The organism is Mycetocola sp. BIGb0189 (genome assembly GCF_024810155.1).
Lineage (GTDB): Bacteria > Actinomycetota > Actinomycetes > Actinomycetales > Microbacteriaceae > Mycetocola > Mycetocola lacteus.
In genome coordinates this window covers 181,885-202,129 of sequence record NZ_JANUED010000004.1, presented here as the reverse complement: position 1 = coordinate 202,129, position 20,245 = coordinate 181,885, and the positions used below count along the sequence as shown (strand labels likewise).

Genomic DNA, 20,245 nt, shown 5'->3' with positions numbered 1-20,245 from the left:
CCGCGGTCAGAGTCCCGCGGGGCCTCGGTGCGCGACGGATCTCGAACCGCTGCGGAGGCGATCTCGCCGCACAGGCCGTGTCGCCCGCCGTGCCCGGCTACCCTGGGTGGGGAAGCCTCCGCGTGTGAGGCGTACGTGGCACCCGGGGGAGGGGAACCGCATGGACGTACTGTCGGAGTGGATGAGCTTTGTTCTCTGCGCGCTGGTGGGAGGAGCGCTGCTTGTTGTGACCATCCGGGTCATCACGCGTCGCCGCACCCGACGTAGCGCTCGCGGGGCGTTGCGTCCGTTTGCCGACGCCGCAGTCACGGACGCGTACGGCTGGGCACCGGCCGCGCAGGAACGCTCAGGCGAGATTATTGCCAACGATCGGGCCCATAGTCTGCCCGAGGATTTCCGAGACGAAAAGCGGGACTAGGCGGCCACCACCAGGGCGGTAGCGGCGGCGATGCGCTCCACGGCGGCGCGCAGCACATCGGGATCGCAGGCCAGGTTGATCCGGGCGAAGCCACGGCCCGAATCCCCGTAGGTGTGCCCGGCGTTGAGCGCGACACGGGCGTGGGTGATCAGGAAGGCGGCGGGGTCGTCCCCCAGTCCCAGCGGCCGCAGATCAAGCCAGCCGAGATAGCTGGACTGCGGGCGGACATAGGTGGCGGCGGGGAGGTGTTCGGCAAAGAGTGAGGCGAGCAAGCGGTCGTTCTCGACGATCTTGGTGACGGTGTCGTCCAACCAGTCGGTACACGAGAAGGCAACGGTGTTGGCGTGCACACCCAGGATGCTGGCCCGACAGGCCACCTCCTCGGGGAAACGATCCACGACCTCGGTGGTGATCGCGTCACCGGCGATCACCAGCGCACACTTGGCCCCGGCGAGGTTCCAGCCCTTCGAGCCCGAGGTCACGGTGACCGCCGATGCCCCGTGTTCCCCGGCCACCGCCAGGAACGGCGTGAACGGGTGGCCCGGATGGGCCAGCGGGCCGTGCACCTCGTCGCTGATGACCAGCACGCCGTAGCGGGCGGCTAGGGCGGCAATGGCAGACAGCTCATCACGGGTGTGTACGATCCCGATCGGGTTGTGCGGGTTGCACAGCAGGAAGGCGTCGGCACCGGCGGCAAACGCCGCCTCCAGGCCCGCCAGATCCAGGGTCCAGGTGCCGTCGGTTTCGATCAGGGGTACCTCAACGCGCTGATGCCCGGCCTCCTCGACCAGCTCATAGAAGGGCGGATACACCGGCGGCGTGATGACCACGTTCGCCTCGGCGCGCAGGCCGTAGCGCAGGGTCTCGACGATGCCCACACTCACATCGGTGGCGATCCGCACCCGCTCGGGATCCGGGGTCCAGCCCCACCGCTCGGTGGAAAAACGCGAGAACGCGGCGGTCAGCGGACCCGGACCATCCACGTAACCGAGGTCCGAGGCTCCAACCCGGGCAATCAGTTCCGCGGTGATCGGAGCGGCCACGGGGTAGTCCATCTCGGCAACAAACAGCGGGAGGACGTCGGCCGGATAACGGGTCCACTTGATCGAGGAGCGCGCGCTACGCAGCTGCGCCACCGGATCACTCGAGAGCTGATTGTTCATGCATCTCAGGATGCGCGCTGTCACCCCGGTGCGTCTAGGGCGGACGTCATGCAACGTCACGCATCGCAATGTGGGGGACGTGCGCCCGGCTAGGAACCCAGCGCCGCGAAGCGTTCGATATCCGCCGAGGTCCCCGACACGATGACCAGGTCGTGGTTGGACACCACGGTGTTGGCGGTCGCATAGGTGAACGGCTTACCCGGAGACTTCACCCCGACCACCGTGATGTTGTACTTGGTACGCACGCCCGACTCGTCCAGGCTCATCCCTCGGATGGGCTTGGGCGGATACATCTTGACCAGCGCAAAGTCGTCATCGAACTGAATGAAGTCGAGCATCCGTCCGCTCACCAGGTGCGCGGTGCGCTCCCCGGCCTCCGCTTCGGGATAGATCACGTGGTTTGCGCCCACCCGGGCCAGGATCTTGCCGTGCGACTGCGAGACGGCCTTCGCCCAGATCTGCGGCACCTTGAGGTCCACCAGGTTTGCGGTGATCAGCACACTCGCCTCGATCGAGGAGCCCACGGCAACCACGGCGATGGAGAAGTCCTGCGCGCCGATCTGCTTGAGCGCCTCGATATTGCGGGCGTCGGCCTGGACCGTGTGCGTCACCCGATCCGACCACTTCTGCACCAGCTCCATGTCGGTATCGATCGCCAGCACCTCGCGGTCCAGACGGTCCAGCTCCCCTGCACATGCGGCCCCAAACCGGCCGAGACCGATCACGAGAACCGGAGCGTCGTGCTTGATTCGATCAACCATGGTGTCACCTGTCCTTTCGGGGCCCTAGCCCACGATCGGGCGCTCTTCGGGGCGCCTATAGAGTTTAGAGCTTGTCGATGCCGCAACCGCGGCGGCGAGGGTCACGGTGCCCACCCGTCCGAGCAGCATGGTCACCGCGAGCACGTACTTCCCCGGATCGTCCAGGGTTTCGGTTAGGCCGGTCGAGAGGCCCACCGTGCCGAAGGCCGAGACCACGTCAAAGAGCACGTTTTCCAGGGGATCCTTGGTCATCTGGATCAGGATGATCGTGGCAATCGCCACGATCGCCGCACCCCAGAACACCACCGAGAGCGCCACCCGCACCACATCCTGGGGGATCCGACGCCCGAAGGCCTCCATGTCCGGGTTTCCCTTGGCTTCGGCCCAGGCTGCCAGGAACAGCACCGCCAGGGTCGTGACCTTGATGCCGCCGGCGGTCGAGGCCGAGCCGCCACCGATAAACATCAGCATCGAGGCGACCAGCTTGCTGGAGCCGTTCAGATCCCCGATCTCGATGGCGTTGAATCCGCCCGACCTGGTCATCACCGACAGGAAAAACGATTGGAACGCGGTATCACCCGCGTTCATCCCGCCGAGGGTTTTCCGGTTATCAAACTCCAGGACCGTAAACACGATCGCCCCGGCCACCACCAGAATCAGCGTGGTCACAATCGTGAGCTTGGCGTGCAGCGGGAGCTTACGCGGGTGGAACAGGTTCTTGCGCAGCGCAAAGATCACCGGGAAACCCAGCGCCCCCAGGAACACCCCGACCGCCAGGATGCCGAGGAAGAAATAGTCGTTACTGAAGCTGCCCAGGCCCGCCGCATTGGGTGTGAACCCGGTATTGGTAAACGCCATCGCCGAATAGTAGAAGCTCTGCCAGGCAGCGGTGCCCGGATCCACCCCGTCAATCAGCATGCGGGGGAACAGCAGCAGGGCCACCGCACCCTCGATCACGATCAGGCTGGTGGCCACGGTGAGCAGCAGGCTACCGATTTCCCCCAGCCGGATCGCCTGACCCTCGGCCACCGGACCGTGGTGCATGCGCATTGGGTTGGTGTCCCCGGCGGCGATCAACTTGGCCCGCAGACCCAGCTTGCGCGAGATGATCATGCCCAGGATCGACGCCAGGGTCAACACGCCGACCGCGCCGATCTGCACTCCGACATAAACAAATACATTTCCGGCGGCCGACCAGTGGGTGGACATATCCACGGTGGACAAGCCGGTGACACAGATCACCGAGACCGCGGTGAACAGCGCATCCGCAAGCGGGGTCACCGTGCCCGAAGCCGAGGCGATCGGCAGCGAAAATAGCAGCGTGAACAGCAAAATCAGCAGCGTAAAGACGCCGATCGCGAATCGAGAAGGGGAGTGTCCAATCGCGGTATTCCACGCCTCCTTGAGCCGGCCAAAGCCACTCACAGTTGGGCGTTGCGCCACGATTTCCTCCCCACGTTCAAAAAAATACGACCCCGGATTCATGCAAAGCCGGGTGGTAGTCATGGTATCCCGTCCCCGGACTGAGTAGCCTGGGGACATGGCAGACATTTTCGACGTGATCGCGGACGCCACCCGGCGCGATATTCTCAACCTCCTGCACCAGCGCAGCCAGGCCGAGGTCGGCACGGGTGAGCAGGGCACCAGCGTGTCCGAAATCGTGACCGCGCTGGGGCTGAGCCAGCCCACGGTTTCCAAGCACCTCAAGGTGCTGCGCGAGGCCAACCTGGTGACCGTGCGCGAAGAGGGACAGCACCGGTTCTACCGGCTCTCGCCCGATCCCCTGGAAGACGTCGAGGACTGGCTGCTGCCGCTGCTCGGCGGCGAAGCCGTCACCGAAGACGTCCTGACCCTGGCCGCCAGCCTGCCCGCGCAGGCCCGTCAGGTGGCCGATGCAATCGGTCAGGCGGCCGCCGCCGGAACCCATCGAGTGGAGTCCGCGGTCCAGGCCGTGGTCAAGAAACTCGGCGGAAATAAGGGCTCCGACTCCTAGTGAAAACCGGCGCGTGCGCGCGTCGCCCCAGAATCGGGTACACTAACCGGAGGTATTTTTAAGCTGGCCGTGGCTCTCGCGTCCTCTGCCCAATCTTTATGTGAGGTCCTACATGGGTTCTGTTATCAAGAAGCGCCGCAAGCGTATGTCGAAGAAGAAGCACCGCAAGCTGCTTCGTAAGACTCGTCACCAGCGCCGCAACAAGAAGTAGACGCAACGCGCCAGTAAGCGCCCTCCCTCTGGGACGGCGCTTTTTGGCGTTAAAGAGCAACGCCAACCGCGACGCACGATGTTTTTGCGACTTCACAGCCGCCGGGGCGGGTACCGGGTTTAGGGTGGAAACATGACTTCGATCGCGCTGACCCTGATTGGAAAACCCGGCTGCCACCTGTGCGAAGACGCCAAGGACACCGTCACCCAGGTGATGGGCGAGTACGCCGACCGGGCCGACATTACGTTGGAAGAACTCTCGATTCTTGACGATTCCGAGCTCCACGACCGACACTGGGAAGAAATCCCCGTGCTGCTTGTTGATGGTAAGCAGCACACCTACTGGCGAGTGGACGCGGCGCGACTGCGCGCCGCGCTCGACGCCGCCCTGTAGCCCCGGCATCCGCCGGGCACCACCACATCGCACCTCGCGATGCCCGGCTCAAGGAGAATCATGACCGTCCGCCACTTTGTCACCTGGAAGCTCGCCGCCGAGGACGCCGCTACGCGCGCCGCAGACGTCGAGGGTATCCGCACCAACCTGGAAGCCCTCGTGGGCGTTGTACCGGGCCTGCGTGCCCTGAGCGTGCACGCTAACAGCCTGTACCCGGAGAACAACTGGGACATCATCCTCGAATCCGAGCTGGACGACGCCGAGGCCCTCGCCGCCTACCAGGTCCACCCCGAGCACCTCAAGGTGGTCGAGTACGTCAAGCCCCGCGTCACCGAGCGCGCCTCGATCGACTTCGCGGTCTAACCCACAGATACGACAACGGCCCGAACACACCATGTGTGTTCGGGCCGTTATCGTATCGAGCCGAAGACCAGCTGCCGCCGAGTTGTTGCCGAGGGTAGCAGGATCGGATCGCCGATTCGGGTCGCGTTAGGCGGCGCGCGCCGTGTGTGCCTCCGCGCCGAAGGCTTCCAGGGCCGCCGCGGTCGGGTAGGAGACCTGTGCTCCGGCCCCGCGCGCCGCGAACGCACCGACCAGTGCCCCGAGTCGGGTTGCCTCGATCAGCGTGGCACCGCCGGCCAGGGCGTGGGCCAGCGCACCGGTAAAGGCGTCCCCGCAGCCCGTGGTATCCACCGCATCCACGACATATGCCGGAATCGGCATGACCTGTTCGCCGGCCGTCGCTGTGGCATCAAGGACCAGCGCACCCGCGCGTCCCAGGGTGATCACGCAGCGTGAAATCCCCAGCGCACCCAGCGCCTCAAGCGCGTGGGCGCCGGCGATCGGAGCCTCGGGATCGATCCCAATCAGCCCGGCCAGCTCATGCTCGTTGAGCACCAGCAGATCGGTCAGTTCCAGGAGCTCGGGCTCCAGCTCGCGCAGCGGCGAGGGATTCAGCACCACCTGCACGTCGTGGGCCCGTGCCCGCCGGGCGGCGGCCAGCACGGTTTCCGGGGAAACCTCCAGAGCCAGTGTCAGTACCGACGCCTCATCCCACAGGGTAGCCGGGACCGCGTCCACATGGGTCGCCGCAAGCTGGGCGTTGGCCCCCGGCGCGATGATGATGTTGTTTTCGCCCTCGGCATCCACGGCGATCAGGGCGGCACCGGTCGCGCAGTCGGCGATCCGCTCGACCTGGGTGGTATCCACCCCGAACGCATTCGCCGAGGAGAGCACCCGGTCGGCAAACTCATCGTCGCCCACCGCGCCGACCAGGCTCACGGTGCCGCCCAGCAGGGCGGCCGCCGCGGCCTGATTGGATGACTTGCCCCCGGGGGAAAAGCGCAGTTCGTTTCCGGTCACGGTCTCGCCGGGTCCGGGCAGACGCGGGGTCTGCACCGAGAGATCCAGGTTGAGTGAGCCGACAACGATAAGGGTCCCGGGGGAGGGGGTCATTACTATTCCTTGGGGTTGGGGATGCCAGCGCGCGCTAGCGGGAGATTTCGGCGTTGGTCGGGCGGGGAATCAGGCTGGACATGAGCAGTGCGCCCACAAGCAGGATCGCCCCGGCCACCATGGCCGCCTGGTAACCGGCCGCGGTTCCGCCGCCGGAGAATGCGGTCTGGACCGCGTAGATCACCGCGAACGAGACGCCCGCGCCGAGGTTGATCGCACCGGTGTTCAGACCCGGCAGCGAGCCCGGGGCCTCCTTGGGGGAGAGCACCACGCCCAGGCCGTTGATCATGATGTTGCCGATACCGGCGTAGCTGATGCCGATCGCGATCGAGAGCAGCAGGATGATCACGCGGATGTCGCTGCCGACGGTGAAGACCATCGCCACGATGCCGAGTACGGTGAAGCTCAGCCCAATGCGCAGCATGCGCAGGTAGCCGAAGCTCGCGGCCAGGCGACCCGAAACCGGGCCCATCAGTAGGCCCGCGAGGGCGTAGGGGGTCAGTGTCCACCAGGCCACCTCGCCGGCACCGAGCCCGAGGCCGACCTCGGTGTCCTGGGCGAGGGCGGGCAGGATACCGTTCATCACGGCGAAGACGCCGGCGAGGGTCAGCAGCGAGGTGCTGGCCAGCGCCCAGGTGGAGCGGTGCTTGAGCTGAGCGGGGGCCACCAGCGGGTGGGCGCTGCGGTTCTCCAGACGCCAGAACAGCCAGAAGGACACGGCGGTCACCACGGCGAGGATTGCCACGAGTGCCCAGTTGGCGGCGGCCAGGTTGCCGATCTCGTTGATCATGATCAGCGCGGCACCCACCGAGATGACCAGCAGGGCCGAGCCCCACCAGTCCATCTTGCCGGCGGTTCCGCCGAGGCTCTCGGGAGCCATGAAGCGGACGAAGATCGCGGCGAGCAGGGCGACGGCACCCATGACCCAGAAGATCGAGGCGAAGCCGAAGTTGCCGGCGAGCCAGCCACCGGCCAGCGCGTCCACGCCGGCGATCCCACCGTTGACGGCGGTCACCACACCCAGCAGGGTGCCGTACTTCTTGGGTTCGGTCACCTGAGAGCGCAGCATCAGCAGGCACATCGGGACCACGGGGCCCGAGGCGCCCTGGATGACGCGGCCGATCAGCAGCATCGGGATATTGGTGGCGAGGGCGGCGATCACGCAGCCCAGTGCCATCACGATGAGCATTGCGACCAGAACCTTGCGGCGGCCGATCAGGTCGCCCAGGTGCGGGAGGAACAGGGTGGTCAGCGCGGCCGAGGTGAAGAAGGCGGTCTGAGTCAGCGCGACCTGCGCACCGGTGGCCCCGAGCTCATGCTCGATGGTAACCAGGGCGGGGCTGAGCATGCTGGCGTTGAGCTGGAACGCGAAACACGAGGCTAGCAGCGCGACCATGAGCGCGGTGACGCTCGCGGTCCGGGGCGCGAGGGCGGGGCCTCGGCTGGTGAGGGGAGTGCTCATCGGATAGTCCACTTCGTTGTGAGGTTAGACCCTACGCGAGATTCGCGTGCGGGCCCGAGGTTTGGGGAGTTGTGGTGTGGATTGCGCGACCCCGCGGGGAACGAAATGGACTCGTTTTCCGCATGTTTGCGTAATCGTTTACACAGAGAATACCCCACAACATCCACTTCGGCAACGCGGGATTCCTTCGGGGGTTGCCGATAGGCTGGGAATTCTCCAATTTCCAGCGAAAGGGTCCGGGATGAGTGCGGAAGTTCGCCTGCAGGACGTGGCCGATGCGGCGGGCGTCTCGATCGCGACCGCCTCCCGCGCCCTGGCGGGCAAGGATCGGGTCTCTCGGAAGACCCAGGCGCTGGTCAAGCGCACCGCCGAACGCCTCGGATACCAGGTCAATGCGGCCGCGCGCGCGTTGCGCGAGGGCAGCAATCGCACCATCGGCATGATCATCCCCGTGGTGGGTAACCCGTTTTATGCGCAGGTGGTGCACGCGGTTGAGGCCGAGTTACAGGAGCAGGATCTGGAGCTGATCATCGCCGACTCTCACGGCGAGATTGAGCGCGAGGCGAGACGGCTCGATCTGCTGCTGGGGGGCCGGGTCGAGGGCGTGATCGTGGTGCCCTCGGATGCGCGGGGGTCCAGCGAGGCGCTGATTAAGACCGCCGCCCGAATCCCGCTGGTGCAGCTGGACCGCCGGGTCGAGGGTCTGGCCAGCGACTTTATCGGGGTGGATAACGACCGCGGCATCGACCTGGTGATCGCCCACCTGCGTGAGCAGGGTGTGCGCTCGATCGTCTATATCGGCGCCAATGACAACACCTCGGTGGGGCGCGAACGCCGGTTGGCCTTCGCCCGGGCATCCGCGGGGCTCGATGTGCACGAGCCCATTTTTGGAAACTTCTCTCGCGAGTATGGACTCGAGGCCGGGGCCGCGCTGGTGGCCCGGGGTGAGCTCCCGGACGCGATCGTCTGCGGTGACGACCTGATCGCAGTGGGGGTGCTGGGAGCACTGCGCGCGGCGGGCAAGCGGGTGCCGCGCGACACCCTGCTCACCGGATTCGATGACACCCTGCTGGCCGAGATCACCGACCCGCCGCTGACCTCGGTGGTGCAGCCGATCGCCGCGCTGGCCCGCGAGGCCATCCGCGCGCTGGTGCTGCGCACCGAGGATCGGGATGCCCCGACCGTCTACAGTCGGATCGCCCCGCAGCTCGTGGTGCGCGAGTCCACGAGTCGGCCGTAACCCGCGTACGTAGTTACGGCTGTGACCCGCGGAATTCCGCGGGTCACAGCCGTTTTTGAGACTACTTCAGGGTTGCGACGGCACCCTCAACGAGGCTCCAGAACCGGTCCACGTCGAGGTCGATCGCCACGTGGGCGTTCTTCTCGCGCTTGAGCATGTCGTGCAGGTCCACGCAGGTCGCCCCGGCGGTCTCGGTGCCCACCAGCTCGACATCCACGCGGGTGTGGACGGTGGTGGCCACGGCCGCATCGATGACCAGAGCCACGGCCACCGGGTCGTGCAGGGGGCCATCGGGCATGCCCTCGACATCGTTATAGGAGTTGCAGAAGAACTCCAGCAGCTCGGCGCCGAAGACGCCGGTCTCGTTGCCGAGGTTGCGGATACGGCTGCGCACGTCCTGGGTGATCAGGGCCTGGTGGGTGATGTTCAGACCCACCATGGTGAAGTCGATGCCCGACTTCAGCACCACGTCTACGGCCTCGGGATCGGCCCAGGCGTTGAACTCGGCGTAGGCGGCACCGCAGTTGCCGCGGCCGGTCGAGCCGCCCATCCAGACGATCCGCTCGATCCGCTCCAGCAGCTCGGGGTAGGTGCGCACAAAGTGGGCGATATTGGTGAGCGGGCCGGTGGGGATCAGGGTGATCTTCTCCTCCGAGGCGCGCACGGTGTCGGCGATCAGCTCGATGGCCGAGCGCTCATCCAGCGGCACGGTCACCTCGGGCAGCACGGGGCCACCGAGGGCGTTCTCGCCGTGGATCCAGGTGCCGGGGGTGAGCTTGCGCTCAAGCGGCTCGGCCGCGCCGGCGGCGATCGGCACGCCGGTGATGCCGGCGACGGTGCAGGCGACGCGCGCATTGTGGGTGGTGTGCTCGAGGTAGCCGTTACCGCTGACGGTCGTGATGGCCTTCAGATCGAGTGCGGGGTTTCCCGCGGCGAGCCAGATCGCGAACACATCGTCGTGGCCGGGGTCGCAGTCCAGGATGACCGGAATTGGCATTTTTCTCTCCATTGATCGGGGGCCAGAAGCCAAGCTATGCGTAAACGATTACACAAATTTGGAAGCGGGTCAAGCCGATGCCTCGATGGGTGGGCGCACACACAGGATTGGGGCAGACAAACGGCCGGTGTCCACACCGTGGCGGATGCGGGCACCGGCCGTGGACCGGGGTTAACCTAGCGCAGGGTCGCGGACTCTAGCGCGGCCAGGATGGTGGCGGGTTCGGTGCGCTGGGTAAAGTCGGCGAAAGTCTCGATCCACTCCAGGGTCCCGGTGGCCGACAGGATGGCGACGGTGGGCAGGGGGAGGACCGCGGTGCCGTCGGCGTTGACCTCGGAGAAGTCCACGCCGTGTCCGCGATAGAGCTCCTGAGCCTGCTCGTCCAGGTGCAGCAGGATCCCGAGTGCGGTGGCCAGCGTGTTGCCGGGGTCGGAGAGTACATCGAAGTCCAGATCGTTCTTTTCGGTGATGCTCAGCGATCCGTCCGGGGTTTGCGGGCTCAGCGCAATCAGCGCGATACCGGCCTCGCGCAGCGGTCCGGCCAGCTCGTTTCGATAGCGTGCCAGGATCACATTGCAGTAGGGGCACCATGCCCCGCGATAAAACACCACAACCGCCGGTCGGTCCCCGCGCACCGCCGCGAACGTGGTGGGCTCGCCGTGCGGCCCGAGCAGTCGGGCATCGGGAAACGCTGAGCCCAGGGGTAGACCGGGGGCCTCGTGCACGGGATCGGCGGTGGGCGAGATTTCGGGGGAGGGGAGGCGTTTTCGGACATGAGGGTACTCCAATCAGCCCCGGCCGGGTGCCGGGGAAGTGTGTGGGGAAGCGCGGCCTAGTGGCCGGGGTCTGTGGCCCGGGGGTGGTGCTGTGTGAGGGGGGACTAGTGGCCGGACTCTGTGGCCCGGGGGTGGTGCTGTGTGATGGGGGTGGCCTAGCGGCCGGACTCGGTGGGCAGCGTGATGTCCAGGCAGAAGCCGTCGCTCACCAAGCGGGCACTCACATCGCCACCGTGGGCCTGCACGATGCCGCGCACAATGGCGAGGCCGAGGCCCGCGCCACCCTGGGTTCCGGCGGGTTCGGCGGTGCGGGCGGCGTCGCCGCGCCAGCCCACGTCGAACATGCGGCCCAGGTCCTCGGTCGAGACGCCGCTGCCGTGATCGAGGATGCTGAGCACCAGGTGGCCGTCCTCGAGGGTCGTGGCCGACACCAGGATTTCCGAGTGGTCGGGGGCGTGCCGGATGCCGTTGGCCAGCAGGTTGCCAATCGCCCGGGTCAGCTCGCGGGGATCACCCCAGAGCGTGTGACCCTCGACCCCGCGCTGCTCGATCCGGATACCGCGGGCGGCGGCCACGTGCTGCACGTCGGAGACCGCATCGGAGACCAGGTCGAGCAGGTCCACCAGTTCGCGGCGGAGGTCCAGGGTGCCCGATTCGATCCGGGCCAGGGCGAAGAGATCATCCACCATCAGGCCCATCGCGTCGACCCGCTCGCGGATCTGGCGGCTGTACTCGACCGGACGCTCGGCGACCCCCGCCTCCATCGCCTCGGCCAGCGCCCGGATGCCGGCCATCGGGGTGCGCAGATCGTGGGAGATCCAGACAAAAAACTCGCGTCGGGCGGCGTCCAGCCGGGTGATTTCGGCGCGGGCATCGGCGAGCTTACGTGAGGTATCGGCGAGTTCCTCGGAGAGCGCGGCAAACTCTCGCCAGCCGGGATTTTCGGGATCCACTACGTGTCCGTCGGCGATCCGCCGGGTTGAATCCAGCAGGTGCCCGGTGGAGCGGCGCACCACCCGGGTGGTCATCAGCCAGGCGGCCGCCATGCTCATCAGCGCGGCGACGCCGAGCAGCCAGGCGAGTACGGTGAGGTCGTGTTCGGAGAACAGCATCTCGATCAGCACCACGATCGTGGATACGGCCACGGCCACCACCGCGGCCACGGTCACGATCACAAACTGGGAGGCGATCGATCCGCGCCGGTTGAGGTGCAGCGCGCCCCAGGCCAGGAGCGAGACCGCCGCGGTGCACGCGGCCGTGGTGAAGACGATCAGGCAGAGATCGGAAACGCTCAGCATGACGCCTCCACAAAGAAACGGTATCCGGCACCCCACACGGTTTTCAGGTGGCAGGGGAAGCGCGGGTCGGGTTCGATCTTCTCGCGCAGGCGGCGTACGTGCACGGTCACCGTGGAGGGATCGCCGAAGCCCCAGCCCCACACCTCGCGCAGCAGCTCATCGCGACCGATATCGCGGCCGGGATTGGCCAGCAGGTAGAGGAAGAGTTCGTATTCGCGGGCGGTCAGCGTGATCTCGCGCTCATGCGCCCAGGCTCGTCGGTGCACCGGGTCGATGCGGAAGTCGCCGTGCACGATCATCGCCGCGGCCCCCACGGTGGCACGTCGACGCAGCAGCGCCTCGGCGCGCAGCTGGAGCTCGCGCAGCGAGAACGGTTTGGCCACATAGTCGTCGGCCCCGTGTTCCAGGCCCTCGATGCGCTGGTCCACCGCCGAGAGGGCGGTGAGCATCATGATCGGGACGTCCGAGTAACCGCGCACCTCGCGGCACAGCTCATCGCCGCTCTTGCCGGGAAGCATGCGGTCCACGATCAGCAGGTCGGGGATGCGCTCGCGCACCGCGGCGGCCGCTGTGTTTCCGTCGCCATACTCGGACAGATCGAGCCCGGCGGCGCGCAGGAAATCGGCGACCACCGTTCGTACGGTTGGGTCGTCCTCAATCAGCATCACACGCGGTTTCGATTCCACAGGTCCGAGACTAACCCGGGGATCCCGCGCGAACCCTGAATTCTTACGGGAATGAAATATGCGCTTACGGCCCTGTTATATCCGCTCCGGGGGTGGGGCCGAATTGATTGGCTGTTGATCACGCAAGTTGTTCACCATCGAAAGGACCCACATCATGCGCATCAAGACCGTCATCGTCACCGCCGCAGCAGCCATCGCCCTCACCGCGGGCCTGAGCGCATGTAGCTCGCCCTCCTCCGACACCGGGGCGAGCAAGCCCGCCGCCTCGCACTCGGCCGAGGCCACGACCCCCGCCACCGCGAGCCTCAGCGGAACCTTCGCCGGGCTCAACGACAAGAAGGTGGCCGGCACCGCGAAGATCGACGGCGACACCCTGACCCTGTCCGGCTTCTCCTCCGATGAGGGCCCCGATCTGCACCTCTACCTGACCAACGGCACCGACGAGGCTGCGGTGACCGCGGGAACCACCCTGGGTGCGGTCAAGTTTGATGCCGCCTCGCAGACCTTCAAGCTCGACGGCGTCAAGGCCGGCGACTTCAAGTACGTCGTGGTGCACTGCGACAAGGCCCTGGCGGTCTTCGGCGCCGCACCCCTGGCCTAGGCGGTGGGATCGGTGACCGCCGTGTTTTCCCAACGTCTCGCGGCGGTCGCCGCCTCCGTGGCCCGGGTCGTGCTCGGTATTCTCTGGCTGGGTGAGGGCATCACCAAGTACCGCGCCGGGTTCGGCCAGGCCGACATCCTGCTGGTGGTGGGAAGCACCTCCAAAAACCCGCGGGTGCCCGAATTCTATAAATTCTTCACCGAGCATATTCTCGGTCCAGGATCGGGATTCTTCGGGATTCTGATGCCCGCCCTGGAACTCGGTCTGGGCATCCTGCTGATCCTGGGGGTGCTGCCGCGCTGGATCGCGGCGGCCGGCAGCGCGCTGCTGGTCTCCTACTGGCTCGCCGATCAGCTGATCGCCCAGTACCCGATCATGATCCTGCTGGCGATCCCGGTGATTGCCTGGCCGCTGGCCGCGGGAACCCTCTCGCTGCCCGCGCTGTGGCGGCGGTGGAGGAAGCCCCGAGGATAGCGGGATACGCCCCCGAGACTACGAAGGCCCGTTCCGCATCTGCGGAACGGGCCTTCGTCTGATTAAGCGAGGGTTACGGGGCCAGACGGGTCGGGCCGCGGAACAGGTAGGTGACCTCGCGGATGCTCGACTCGTGCAGCATGAGCATCAGCACGCGGGCCAGGCCCATGCCGAATCCACCGTGGCTCGGTGCGCCGTAGCGGAAGAAGTCGAGGTAGAAGTCGAGCTCCTTGGGCTCCATGCCCTTATCGCGCATCTGAGCTTCCAGGACGTCGACGCGGTGCTCACGCTGAGCGCCGGTCGAGATTTCCACGCCGTTGAAGATCAGGTCGTAGGAGTTGGTGAGGCCCGGGTTGTCCGCGTGACGCATGTGGTAGAACGGGCGGATCGAGGCGGCGTAGTCGGTCAGGAACACGAACTCGTGGCCGTAGGTCTCGCGCACGTAGGCGGCGATCTGACGCTCACCCTCGGGGTCCATGTCGTCATCCGAACGCGGAACCTCGTAGCCGCGCTCCTTGATGATTTCCTTGGCCTCGGCCAGCGGAATACGGGGGAACGGGGTAGCCGGGACGGTGACCTCGACGTCGAAGAGTTCCTTGATGGCCTCGCCGTGCTTGGCCTTGACCGCGCTGAAACCGGCGACGATCAGGTCCTCGTGCAGCTTCATGACGTCTTCGTGGCTCTCGATCCAGCTGATCTCCGAGTCCACGGAGGTGAACTCAGTAGCATGACGGCTGGTGAAGGAGGGGTCGGCGCGGAAGGCCGGGCCCACCTCGAAGATCTTGCCGAAGCCGGCGGACTGAGCCATCTGCTTGAAGAACTGCGGGCTCTGCGCCAGGTATGCGGTGGTGTCGAAGTACTCGACCTCAAACAGCTCGGCGCGCGACTCGGAGGCGCTGGCCATGAGCTTGGGGGTGTGGATCTCGATGAAGTCGTTGTCGACCCAGTACTCGCGCATCGCGTGCAGGAAGGTGGTCTGGATCTTGAAGATCAGGTTCTGCTTGGGGTTACGCAGGTCGAGGAAGCGCCAGTCCTGACGCTTGTCCAGCGACGAGTCGGCGGCGATCGGGGTTTCCGGGTTGGCCGCGCTGAGGACCTTGAGCGAGGAAATCTTGACCTCGAGCCCGCCGAGCTTCACGCGCTCGTCGTGCTTGAGTTCACCGGTGACCGAGACGAAGGAGCCGTGAGCGAGACCGGAAATGGTCTCGGTCAGTGCGAGCTTCGCGGCCGAGGTGGGATCGTCCTCCACCAGTTCCCGGGTCGCCGGGGTGACCAGCTGTACCGCGCCGGACTCATCCCGGAGCACAATAAACTGGACCTTCTTCTGGTCTCGGACAGTTTCTACCCAACCGGATACGGTCACGGGGCCATCGGCCAGTGCCGCCAGGTTTTTTACCAATACGCGTTCAGTCACGTGCCCAGCTTAGCCGAGGCCCGGCCCGCCCGTGGCCCGCACCGCTACTTTCTGGCGCGTATGCGTGATACCGGATGTTCCTGGAGATGGAGCGAATTCTCGGCAAACTCATAGTGAGCGTTTTCACAGCCTGAGCCCACGTAGACTGGGGACGTGGTTGCTGCCCAGATTCACCTCGTCCGTCACGGCGAGGTCTTTAATCCCGATCGAGTCCTGTATGGACGCCTGCCCGGCTTTGGCCTGTCCGAACGCGGACACAAGATGGCCGCGGCGGCCGCCAACGACCTCCTGGCGCGGGATCGAAAATACGGCACCCTGATCGCCTCTCCGCTGCAGCGCACCCAGGAATCCGCCGCCCCGGTGGCCGCCCTGCTCGGGCTGACCCCGGTGCTGGATGAGCGCGTGATCGAACCCCACAACCACTTCGAGGGCAAGCAGATGCGCCGTGCGGTCCTCAACCCGCGCAACTGGCCGGCCCTGCGCGACCCGAATCTGCCCAGCTGGGGTGAGCCCTACGGATCGATCGTGACCCGGATGATGGCGGCCATCGAGCACGCCTGGAAGACCACCTCCTCGGGCGACGCCGTGATCGTCAGCCACCAGCTTCCGATCTGGATGGTGCACCGCTACCTCGCCGATGAGGCCCTGCGGCACGATCCGCGCAAGCGCCGCTGCGCGCTCTCAAGCATCACCACCCTGGAAAAGGTGGGTGACCGTTTTGTCGAGGTGGAGTATCGAGACCCGGCGGCCGAACTGGCTGCGGGCTCGCTGGATGTAGGAGCGGTATAGCGATGATCGGATTCCGAGGCTCGAAGCTGGGACGCGCGGGTATGGTGGGTGCCGCGGCACTCGCGATGGTGCTGACCCTGGCCGGCTGCGCCAACGACAAGCTCGCCAGCGAATACACCTCCGCCGACAACAAGAACTACATTGCCGGCGACGGCAGCGTGACCGAGATTGCCGCGAAGGATCGCGAAAAGCCGGTGTCCTATGAGGGCAAGGACGAAGAGGGGAAGAACATCACCTCCGCCGACCTGCTCGGCGACGTGGTGGTCCTGAACTTCTGGTACGCGGGCTGTGCGCCCTGCCGTGCCGAGGCCCCCGATCTGCAGGCGCTGAACGAGAAGTACGACGGCAAGGGTGCCAGCTTCGTGGGTGTCAACGTCTACGACCAGGCCGAAACCGCGCTGGCCTTCAACAAGACCTACGGGGTCACCTACCCCTCGATCCTCGACATCAACGACGGGGCCGTGAAGCTCGCTTTCACCGGCCAGGTGCGCCCCAACGCCGTACCGACCACCCTGGTGATCGACAAGGAGGGTCGCGTGTCCGCCCGCATCCTGGGTAAGATCAGCGACCGCTCGATCCTGGACACCCTGATCCGCGACACGATCGCCGAGAAATAATCGGATGAATATCGGTCAAATCATCGGGGACGGCGGCCTCCTGGTCGCCATTCCCCTGGCGCTGCTGGCCGGCCTGGTGTCCTTTGCCTCGCCGTGTGTGCTGCCGCTGGTTCCCGGCTACCTCGCCTATGTGGGCGGCATGGCCCCGCAGAGCGGCGAGCGTCCGGCGCGGGAGCGTCGTCGACTGCTGCTCGGCGTGATCCTCTTTGTCCTCGGCTTCACCCTCGTTTTTGTGCTGATGAGCATCGTCGCCGGTGCCGCCGGGGTCTTCCTGGTGGAGTGGAGCGGGATCATCACCCGCATCCTCGGCGTGGTCATCATCATCATGGGTGTGGCCTTTGTGGGTCAGGTCAGCTTCCTGCAGCGTGAGTGGAAGCCCTCCTGGACCCCGGCCACGGGCCTGGTGGGTGCCCCGCTGCTCGGCATCGTGTTTGCCGTGGGCTGGGTGCCGTGCCTCGGACCGACCCTGACCGCGATCCTCAGCCTGGGCTACAACTCGGGCACCGTGGGTCGCGCGGTGATCCTGGCGATCGCCTACTGCATCGGCCTCGGACTGCCCTTCATCCTGGTAGCCCTCGGCTTCGGCTGGATGGCCGGTGCCACTAAATTCCTCAAGCGTCATATCCGCGTGATTAACATCGCCGGTGGCGTTCTGCTCGTTCTCATCGGACTCCTCATGGTCACCGGACTATGGGGTCAACTGATGTCTAGCCTAGGTTCGGTGATTGCAGGCTTTGACCCGGCCATCTGATTACGTAGACGCGAGCTCACCCCAGGGTGAGCCCGACGCCCCGATTAACGCCCCCAAGCTGGGGTTTGTGGGAGCGCTGCGCTTTGCCTGGCGTCAGCTCACCAGCATGCGCACCGCGCTGCTGCTGCTCCTGCTGCTGGCGATCGCCGCGGTGCCCGGATCCCTGGTCCCGCAGCGCAGCTCGGACCCCAACGGTGTGATCCAGTACTTCCGTGACAACCCCGATCTGGCACCGGTCCTGGACAAGATCCAGATGTTCGACGTGTACAGCTCGGCGTGGTTCTCGGCGATCTATCTGCTGCTGTTTGTGTCGCTGATCGGCTGCATCATCCCGCGCACCAAGCACCACTATCAGGCGATGCGTCAGCGTCCGCCGCGCACCCCCGCCCGGCTCAACCGGCTCGCGGTGCACCGCGAGCAGAACCTGTCCGGTGGCAGCACCGGCGAGGCGATCACCGCGGCCCGCGACCTGCTGAAGAAGTCGGGCTACCGCACCGAAATCTACACCGGCAAGGACGGCGTGGCCTCGGTCTCCGCCGAGCGCGGATACCTGCGCGAAACCGGAAACCTGCTCTTCCACTCGGCCCTGGTGCTGGTCCTGGTGGCCGTGGGCTTTGGTGGCGGCTTTGGCTATGCGGGGCAGAAGGTGGTGGTCGAGGGCCAGACCTTTGTCAACTCGCTGGTCGACTTCAACTCCTTCAACCCGGGTCGCTTTGTGGACACCGAGTCGCTGCCCCCCTACTCGCTCAAGCTCGACAAGTTTGACGTGGAGTACGAGACCAAGAACATCAACGCCTACGGTCAGGCCATCGACTACACCGCCCACGTAACCTCGCGGGACGTGGACGGCGACACCGAGAAGCACCAGATCAAGGTGAACCAGCCGCTGCGTATCGACGGTACCAATGTCTACCTGCTGGGTAACGGCTACGCTCCCAAGGTGACCGTGCGCGATCCCGAGGGCAACGTGGTCTTCACCGATTCGATCCCGTTCCTGCCGATGGACACCAACCTCACCTCGCAGGGTGTCATCAAGATTCCGGACGGGCTGGCCAAGCAGATCGGAATGATCGGCTTCTTCTACCCCACCGCGGTCGAGCAGACCACCGGTGCGTTCGCCTCGAACTACCCCGACCTGATCTACCCGACGCTGAGCCTCAACGTCTACTCGGGTGACCTGGGTATCAACGACGGTGTGCCCAAGTCGGTCTACTCGCTGGACACCGACAAGATGACCGAGATCGCCGGCCGCACCATCGGCAAGAAGGAGGGTGGCACCGCGCCGCTCAAGCTCATGCCCGGCCAAACCGAAAACCTGCCCGACGGGCTGGGGACGATCACCTTTGAAAACGTCAACCCTCACCCCAAGAAGGATGACTATGCGGGCTCGGTCGCCCGCTTCGCCTCGCTGGATATTCACCGCGATCCGACCCAGGTGTGGGTGGGAATCTTCGCCGGTCTGATCCTGCTGGGCCTGCTGACCTCGCTGTTCATCCCGCGCCGCCGCGTGTGGGTGAAGGCAACCGAGGGTGCCGACGGCACCGTCCTGATGGAATACGCGGGCCTGGCCCGTGGAGAAGACCCCGGCCTGCGTGAGGCCGTGGACAATATTGCCGAACGGCATATTCGAGCCCTCGGGGCAGTCCCCGATGAGGCCCGGGAAGGTAACGTAGAAGCGTGACACTTGATCTGATCTCCGTATATGCCTTGTGGTCGGCAATCGCGCTGTATGCGATCGCCTTCGTGGCATTCGCCTTTGACCTGGCGCGCCGAAGCGCCGAGGTCGCCGCCGCCGCCGACGAGGCCGCCGAGAAGGCAGCCGCCGCCGAGCGCGCGGCCGCCGGCGAACCCGTCGCCGTGGGCGCCGCCGCCTCCGTAGCCGCCGGTTCGACCGGTGCCGGTAAGGCTCGCCCCGGCCGCCCGGCCGGGGGCACCCTGACCCTGGAAGAGGACCACTCGGGCACGGTCACCGCGACCCGTTCGGTATCCCTGCGGATCGGTGTGGCCCTCTCTATCCTCGGCTTCCTGCTCCACCTCACCGCCGTCATCACCCGTGGTGTGGCCGCCGAGCGGGTGCCGTGGGCCAACATGTACGAGTTTGCGATGACCGGTACCGCCGTGATCGTGGCCGTCTTCCTGATCATCCTGACCCGGGTGGACCTGCGCTTCCTCGGTGCCTTCATCATGGGCCTGATCGTGATCCTGCTGGGCCTGTCCTCGCTGAACTTCTACATCGAGGTGGCTCCGCTGCCGCCGGCACTGCAGTCGGCCTGGCTCGTGATCCACGTGTTTGTGGCCACCACCGGAACCGGATTCTTCTTCCTCGGTTTCGCGCTCACCGCCCTGCAGCTGATCCAGGCACGGCGCGAGGCCGCCGGAACCGCCCTGTCGGCCAAGCGCTTCCGCTTCATGGCGACCCTGCCCAGCTCGCAGCGTCTGGACAACCTGTCCTACCGCGTGAACATCATCGGCTTCATCCTCTGGACCTTCACCCTGATCGCCGGCGCGATCTGGGCCGAGGCCGCCTGGGGTCGTTACTGGGGCTGGGATGTCAAGGAGGTGTGGACCTTCATCATCTGGGTGGTCTACGCCGGATACATTCACGCTCGCGCGACCCGCGGCTGGCGCGGAAACCGCGCGGCCTGGCTGTCGATGATCGGTGCCGTCACGGTGCTGTTCAACTTCACCGTGGTCAACCTGTTCTTCAAGGGACTGCACGCCTACTCGGGTCTGTAAACCCGCACGC

The 20,245-nt window shown here is 66.0% G+C and carries 23 protein-coding genes; 13 read left to right on the top strand and 10 right to left on the bottom strand.

The features are described from left to right. Window positions 1-160 precede the first annotated feature (160 nt). Window positions 161-418, top strand: a complete 258-nt coding sequence (locus M2390_RS08005; RefSeq protein WP_259177926.1) for a hypothetical protein — start codon at window positions 161-163, stop codon at window positions 416-418. On the opposite strand, the gene M2390_RS08000 is transcribed toward M2390_RS08005, so the two are convergent. From M2390_RS08000 to M2390_RS07990, 3 genes are all read right to left on the bottom strand, one after another. Beyond that, the gene (locus M2390_RS08000) at window positions 415-1,581 is read right to left on the bottom strand and encodes a MalY/PatB family protein (RefSeq protein WP_259177925.1); all 1,167 of its coding nucleotides are present in this window, start codon (window positions 1,579-1,581) and stop codon (window positions 415-417) included. The genes M2390_RS08005 and M2390_RS08000 overlap by 4 nt on opposite strands. Before the next feature lie 89 nt (window positions 1,582-1,670). Beyond that, window positions 1,671-2,342, bottom strand: coding sequence for a TrkA family potassium uptake protein (locus tag M2390_RS07995; protein ID WP_030149180.1), 672 nt, complete (start codon window positions 2,340-2,342; stop codon window positions 1,671-1,673). Between the two features lie 24 nt (window positions 2,343-2,366). Then, window positions 2,367-3,785: a TrkH family potassium uptake protein gene (locus M2390_RS07990; protein WP_370581415.1), complete on the bottom strand. Its 1,419-nt coding sequence runs from the start codon at window positions 3,783-3,785 to the stop codon at window positions 2,367-2,369. A 97-nt stretch (window positions 3,786-3,882) separates the two neighbouring features. On the opposite strand from M2390_RS07990, the gene M2390_RS07985 reads away from it, so the two are divergent. From M2390_RS07985 to M2390_RS07970, 4 genes are all read left to right on the top strand, one after another. Beyond that, on the top strand, window positions 3,883-4,335 hold the full coding sequence (locus M2390_RS07985; protein WP_259177924.1) for a helix-turn-helix transcriptional regulator: 453 nt from the start codon (window positions 3,883-3,885) through the stop codon (window positions 4,333-4,335). Between the two features lie 112 nt (window positions 4,336-4,447). Beyond that, a complete protein-coding gene (locus M2390_RS07980; protein WP_005504750.1) occupies window positions 4,448-4,546 on the top strand; it encodes a 30S ribosomal protein bS22 in 99 nt (32 codons plus the stop codon). 132 nt (window positions 4,547-4,678) lie between these two features. Further along, window positions 4,679-4,939, top strand: a complete 261-nt coding sequence (locus M2390_RS07975; RefSeq protein WP_030149183.1) for a glutaredoxin family protein — start codon at window positions 4,679-4,681, stop codon at window positions 4,937-4,939. Between the two features lie 60 nt (window positions 4,940-4,999). After that, complete coding sequence (locus M2390_RS07970) at window positions 5,000-5,302, top strand: Dabb family protein (RefSeq protein WP_259177923.1); 303 nt, start codon at window positions 5,000-5,002, stop codon at window positions 5,300-5,302. A 126-nt stretch (window positions 5,303-5,428) separates the two neighbouring features. Here the strand turns inward: M2390_RS07970 and M2390_RS07965 are convergent, their stop codons facing one another. Together M2390_RS07965 and M2390_RS07960 are read right to left on the bottom strand one after the other, a co-directional pair. Then, window positions 5,429-6,394, bottom strand: coding sequence for a PfkB family carbohydrate kinase (locus M2390_RS07965; protein ID WP_259177922.1), 966 nt, complete (start codon window positions 6,392-6,394; stop codon window positions 5,429-5,431). Window positions 6,395-6,428: 34 nt separating this feature from the next. After that, window positions 6,429-7,856, bottom strand: coding sequence for an MFS transporter (locus tag M2390_RS07960; protein WP_259177921.1), 1,428 nt, complete (start codon window positions 7,854-7,856; stop codon window positions 6,429-6,431). A 241-nt stretch (window positions 7,857-8,097) separates the two neighbouring features. Here M2390_RS07960 and M2390_RS07955 point away from each other — a divergent pair, with 241 nt between their 5' ends. Then, a complete protein-coding gene (locus M2390_RS07955) occupies window positions 8,098-9,096 on the top strand; it encodes a LacI family DNA-binding transcriptional regulator (protein WP_259177920.1) in 999 nt (332 codons plus the stop codon). A gap of 61 nt (window positions 9,097-9,157) precedes the next feature. Here M2390_RS07955 and M2390_RS07950 read toward each other — a convergent pair whose 3' ends face one another. The 4 genes from M2390_RS07950 to M2390_RS07935 all read right to left on the bottom strand — a co-directional run bounded on the left by M2390_RS07950 (window position 9,158) and on the right by M2390_RS07935 (window position 12,853). Beyond that, entirely contained in the window at window positions 9,158-10,093 is a 936-nt protein-coding gene (locus M2390_RS07950) for a nucleoside hydrolase (protein ID WP_030149188.1), read from the bottom strand. Between the two features lie 176 nt (window positions 10,094-10,269). Beyond that, complete coding sequence (locus M2390_RS07945) at window positions 10,270-10,818, bottom strand: peroxiredoxin-like family protein (protein ID WP_259177919.1); 549 nt, start codon at window positions 10,816-10,818, stop codon at window positions 10,270-10,272. 206 nt (window positions 10,819-11,024) lie between these two features. Continuing rightward, window positions 11,025-12,167 (bottom strand): sensor histidine kinase KdpD, encoded by a 1,143-nt coding sequence (locus M2390_RS07940; protein ID WP_259177918.1) that lies wholly within the window; start codon window positions 12,165-12,167, stop codon window positions 11,025-11,027. Next, window positions 12,161-12,853, bottom strand: a complete 693-nt coding sequence (locus tag M2390_RS07935) for a response regulator transcription factor (protein ID WP_259177917.1) — start codon at window positions 12,851-12,853, stop codon at window positions 12,161-12,163. Before M2390_RS07935 ends, M2390_RS07940 begins: the two co-directional genes overlap by 7 nt. 154 nt (window positions 12,854-13,007) lie before the next feature. Between M2390_RS07935 and M2390_RS07930 the strand changes: the two genes are divergently transcribed. Beyond that, on the top strand, window positions 13,008-13,454 hold the full coding sequence (locus tag M2390_RS07930) for a DM13 domain-containing protein (RefSeq protein WP_259177916.1): 447 nt from the start codon (window positions 13,008-13,010) through the stop codon (window positions 13,452-13,454). A gap of 21 nt (window positions 13,455-13,475) precedes the next feature. Then, window positions 13,476-13,928, top strand: coding sequence for a DoxX family membrane protein (locus M2390_RS07925; protein WP_259177915.1), 453 nt, complete (start codon window positions 13,476-13,478; stop codon window positions 13,926-13,928). A 73-nt stretch (window positions 13,929-14,001) separates the two neighbouring features. On the opposite strand, the gene aspS is transcribed toward M2390_RS07925, so the two are convergent. Then, entirely contained in the window at window positions 14,002-15,342 is a 1,341-nt protein-coding gene (gene aspS / locus M2390_RS07920; RefSeq protein WP_259177914.1) for an aspartate--tRNA(Asn) ligase, read from the bottom strand. A gap of 153 nt (window positions 15,343-15,495) precedes the next feature. On the opposite strand from aspS, the gene M2390_RS07915 reads away from it, so the two are divergent. Genes M2390_RS07915 through ccsB form a run of 5 tightly spaced genes read left to right on the top strand, consistent with a single transcriptional unit; the run spans window position 15,496 to window position 20,235 of the window. After that, the gene (locus tag M2390_RS07915; protein WP_030149194.1) at window positions 15,496-16,131 is read left to right on the top strand and encodes a histidine phosphatase family protein; all 636 of its coding nucleotides are present in this window, start codon (window positions 15,496-15,498) and stop codon (window positions 16,129-16,131) included. A gap of 2 nt (window positions 16,132-16,133) precedes the next feature. Continuing rightward, window positions 16,134-16,748, top strand: coding sequence for a TlpA disulfide reductase family protein (locus tag M2390_RS07910; RefSeq protein WP_259177913.1), 615 nt, complete (start codon window positions 16,134-16,136; stop codon window positions 16,746-16,748). 4 nt (window positions 16,749-16,752) lie between these two features. Further along, window positions 16,753-17,499 (top strand): cytochrome c biogenesis CcdA family protein, encoded by a 747-nt coding sequence (locus M2390_RS07905; protein WP_121689434.1) that lies wholly within the window; start codon window positions 16,753-16,755, stop codon window positions 17,497-17,499. Next, on the top strand, window positions 17,483-19,180 hold the full coding sequence (locus tag M2390_RS07900; protein ID WP_259178070.1) for a cytochrome c biogenesis protein ResB: 1,698 nt from the start codon (window positions 17,483-17,485) through the stop codon (window positions 19,178-19,180). Before M2390_RS07905 ends, M2390_RS07900 begins: the two co-directional genes overlap by 17 nt. Then, entirely contained in the window at window positions 19,177-20,235 is a 1,059-nt protein-coding gene (gene ccsB, locus M2390_RS07895; protein WP_259177912.1) for a c-type cytochrome biogenesis protein CcsB, read from the top strand. Before M2390_RS07900 ends, ccsB begins: the two co-directional genes overlap by 4 nt. The last annotated feature ends 10 nt before the right edge of the window (window positions 20,236-20,245 follow it).

Coding starts and splice junctions, on each gene's coding strand:
- M2390_RS07980 (WP_005504750.1), top strand. CDS start 4,448: ATGGGTTCTGTTATCAAGAAGCGCCGCAAGCGTATGTCGAAGAAGAAG.
- M2390_RS07960 (WP_259177921.1), bottom strand. CDS start 7,856: ATGAGCACTCCCCTCACCAGCCGAGGCCCCGCCCTCGCGCCCCGGACC.
- M2390_RS07955 (WP_259177920.1), top strand. CDS start 8,098: ATGAGTGCGGAAGTTCGCCTGCAGGACGTGGCCGATGCGGCGGGCGTC.
- M2390_RS07965 (WP_259177922.1), bottom strand. CDS start 6,394: ATGACCCCCTCCCCCGGGACCCTTATCGTTGTCGGCTCACTCAACCTG.
- M2390_RS07985 (WP_259177924.1), top strand. CDS start 3,883: ATGGCAGACATTTTCGACGTGATCGCGGACGCCACCCGGCGCGATATT.
- M2390_RS07950 (WP_030149188.1), bottom strand. CDS start 10,093: ATGCCAATTCCGGTCATCCTGGACTGCGACCCCGGCCACGACGATGTG.
- M2390_RS08005 (WP_259177926.1), top strand. CDS start 161: ATGGACGTACTGTCGGAGTGGATGAGCTTTGTTCTCTGCGCGCTGGTG.
- M2390_RS07940 (WP_259177918.1), bottom strand. CDS start 12,167: ATGCTGAGCGTTTCCGATCTCTGCCTGATCGTCTTCACCACGGCCGCG.
- M2390_RS07995 (WP_030149180.1), bottom strand. CDS start 2,342: ATGGTTGATCGAATCAAGCACGACGCTCCGGTTCTCGTGATCGGTCTC.
- M2390_RS07910 (WP_259177913.1), top strand. CDS start 16,134: ATGATCGGATTCCGAGGCTCGAAGCTGGGACGCGCGGGTATGGTGGGT.
- M2390_RS07905 (WP_121689434.1), top strand. CDS start 16,753: ATGAATATCGGTCAAATCATCGGGGACGGCGGCCTCCTGGTCGCCATT.
- M2390_RS07975 (WP_030149183.1), top strand. CDS start 4,679: ATGACTTCGATCGCGCTGACCCTGATTGGAAAACCCGGCTGCCACCTG.
- M2390_RS07970 (WP_259177923.1), top strand. CDS start 5,000: ATGACCGTCCGCCACTTTGTCACCTGGAAGCTCGCCGCCGAGGACGCC.
- M2390_RS07930 (WP_259177916.1), top strand. CDS start 13,008: ATGCGCATCAAGACCGTCATCGTCACCGCCGCAGCAGCCATCGCCCTC.
- M2390_RS08000 (WP_259177925.1), bottom strand. CDS start 1,581: ATGAACAATCAGCTCTCGAGTGATCCGGTGGCGCAGCTGCGTAGCGCG.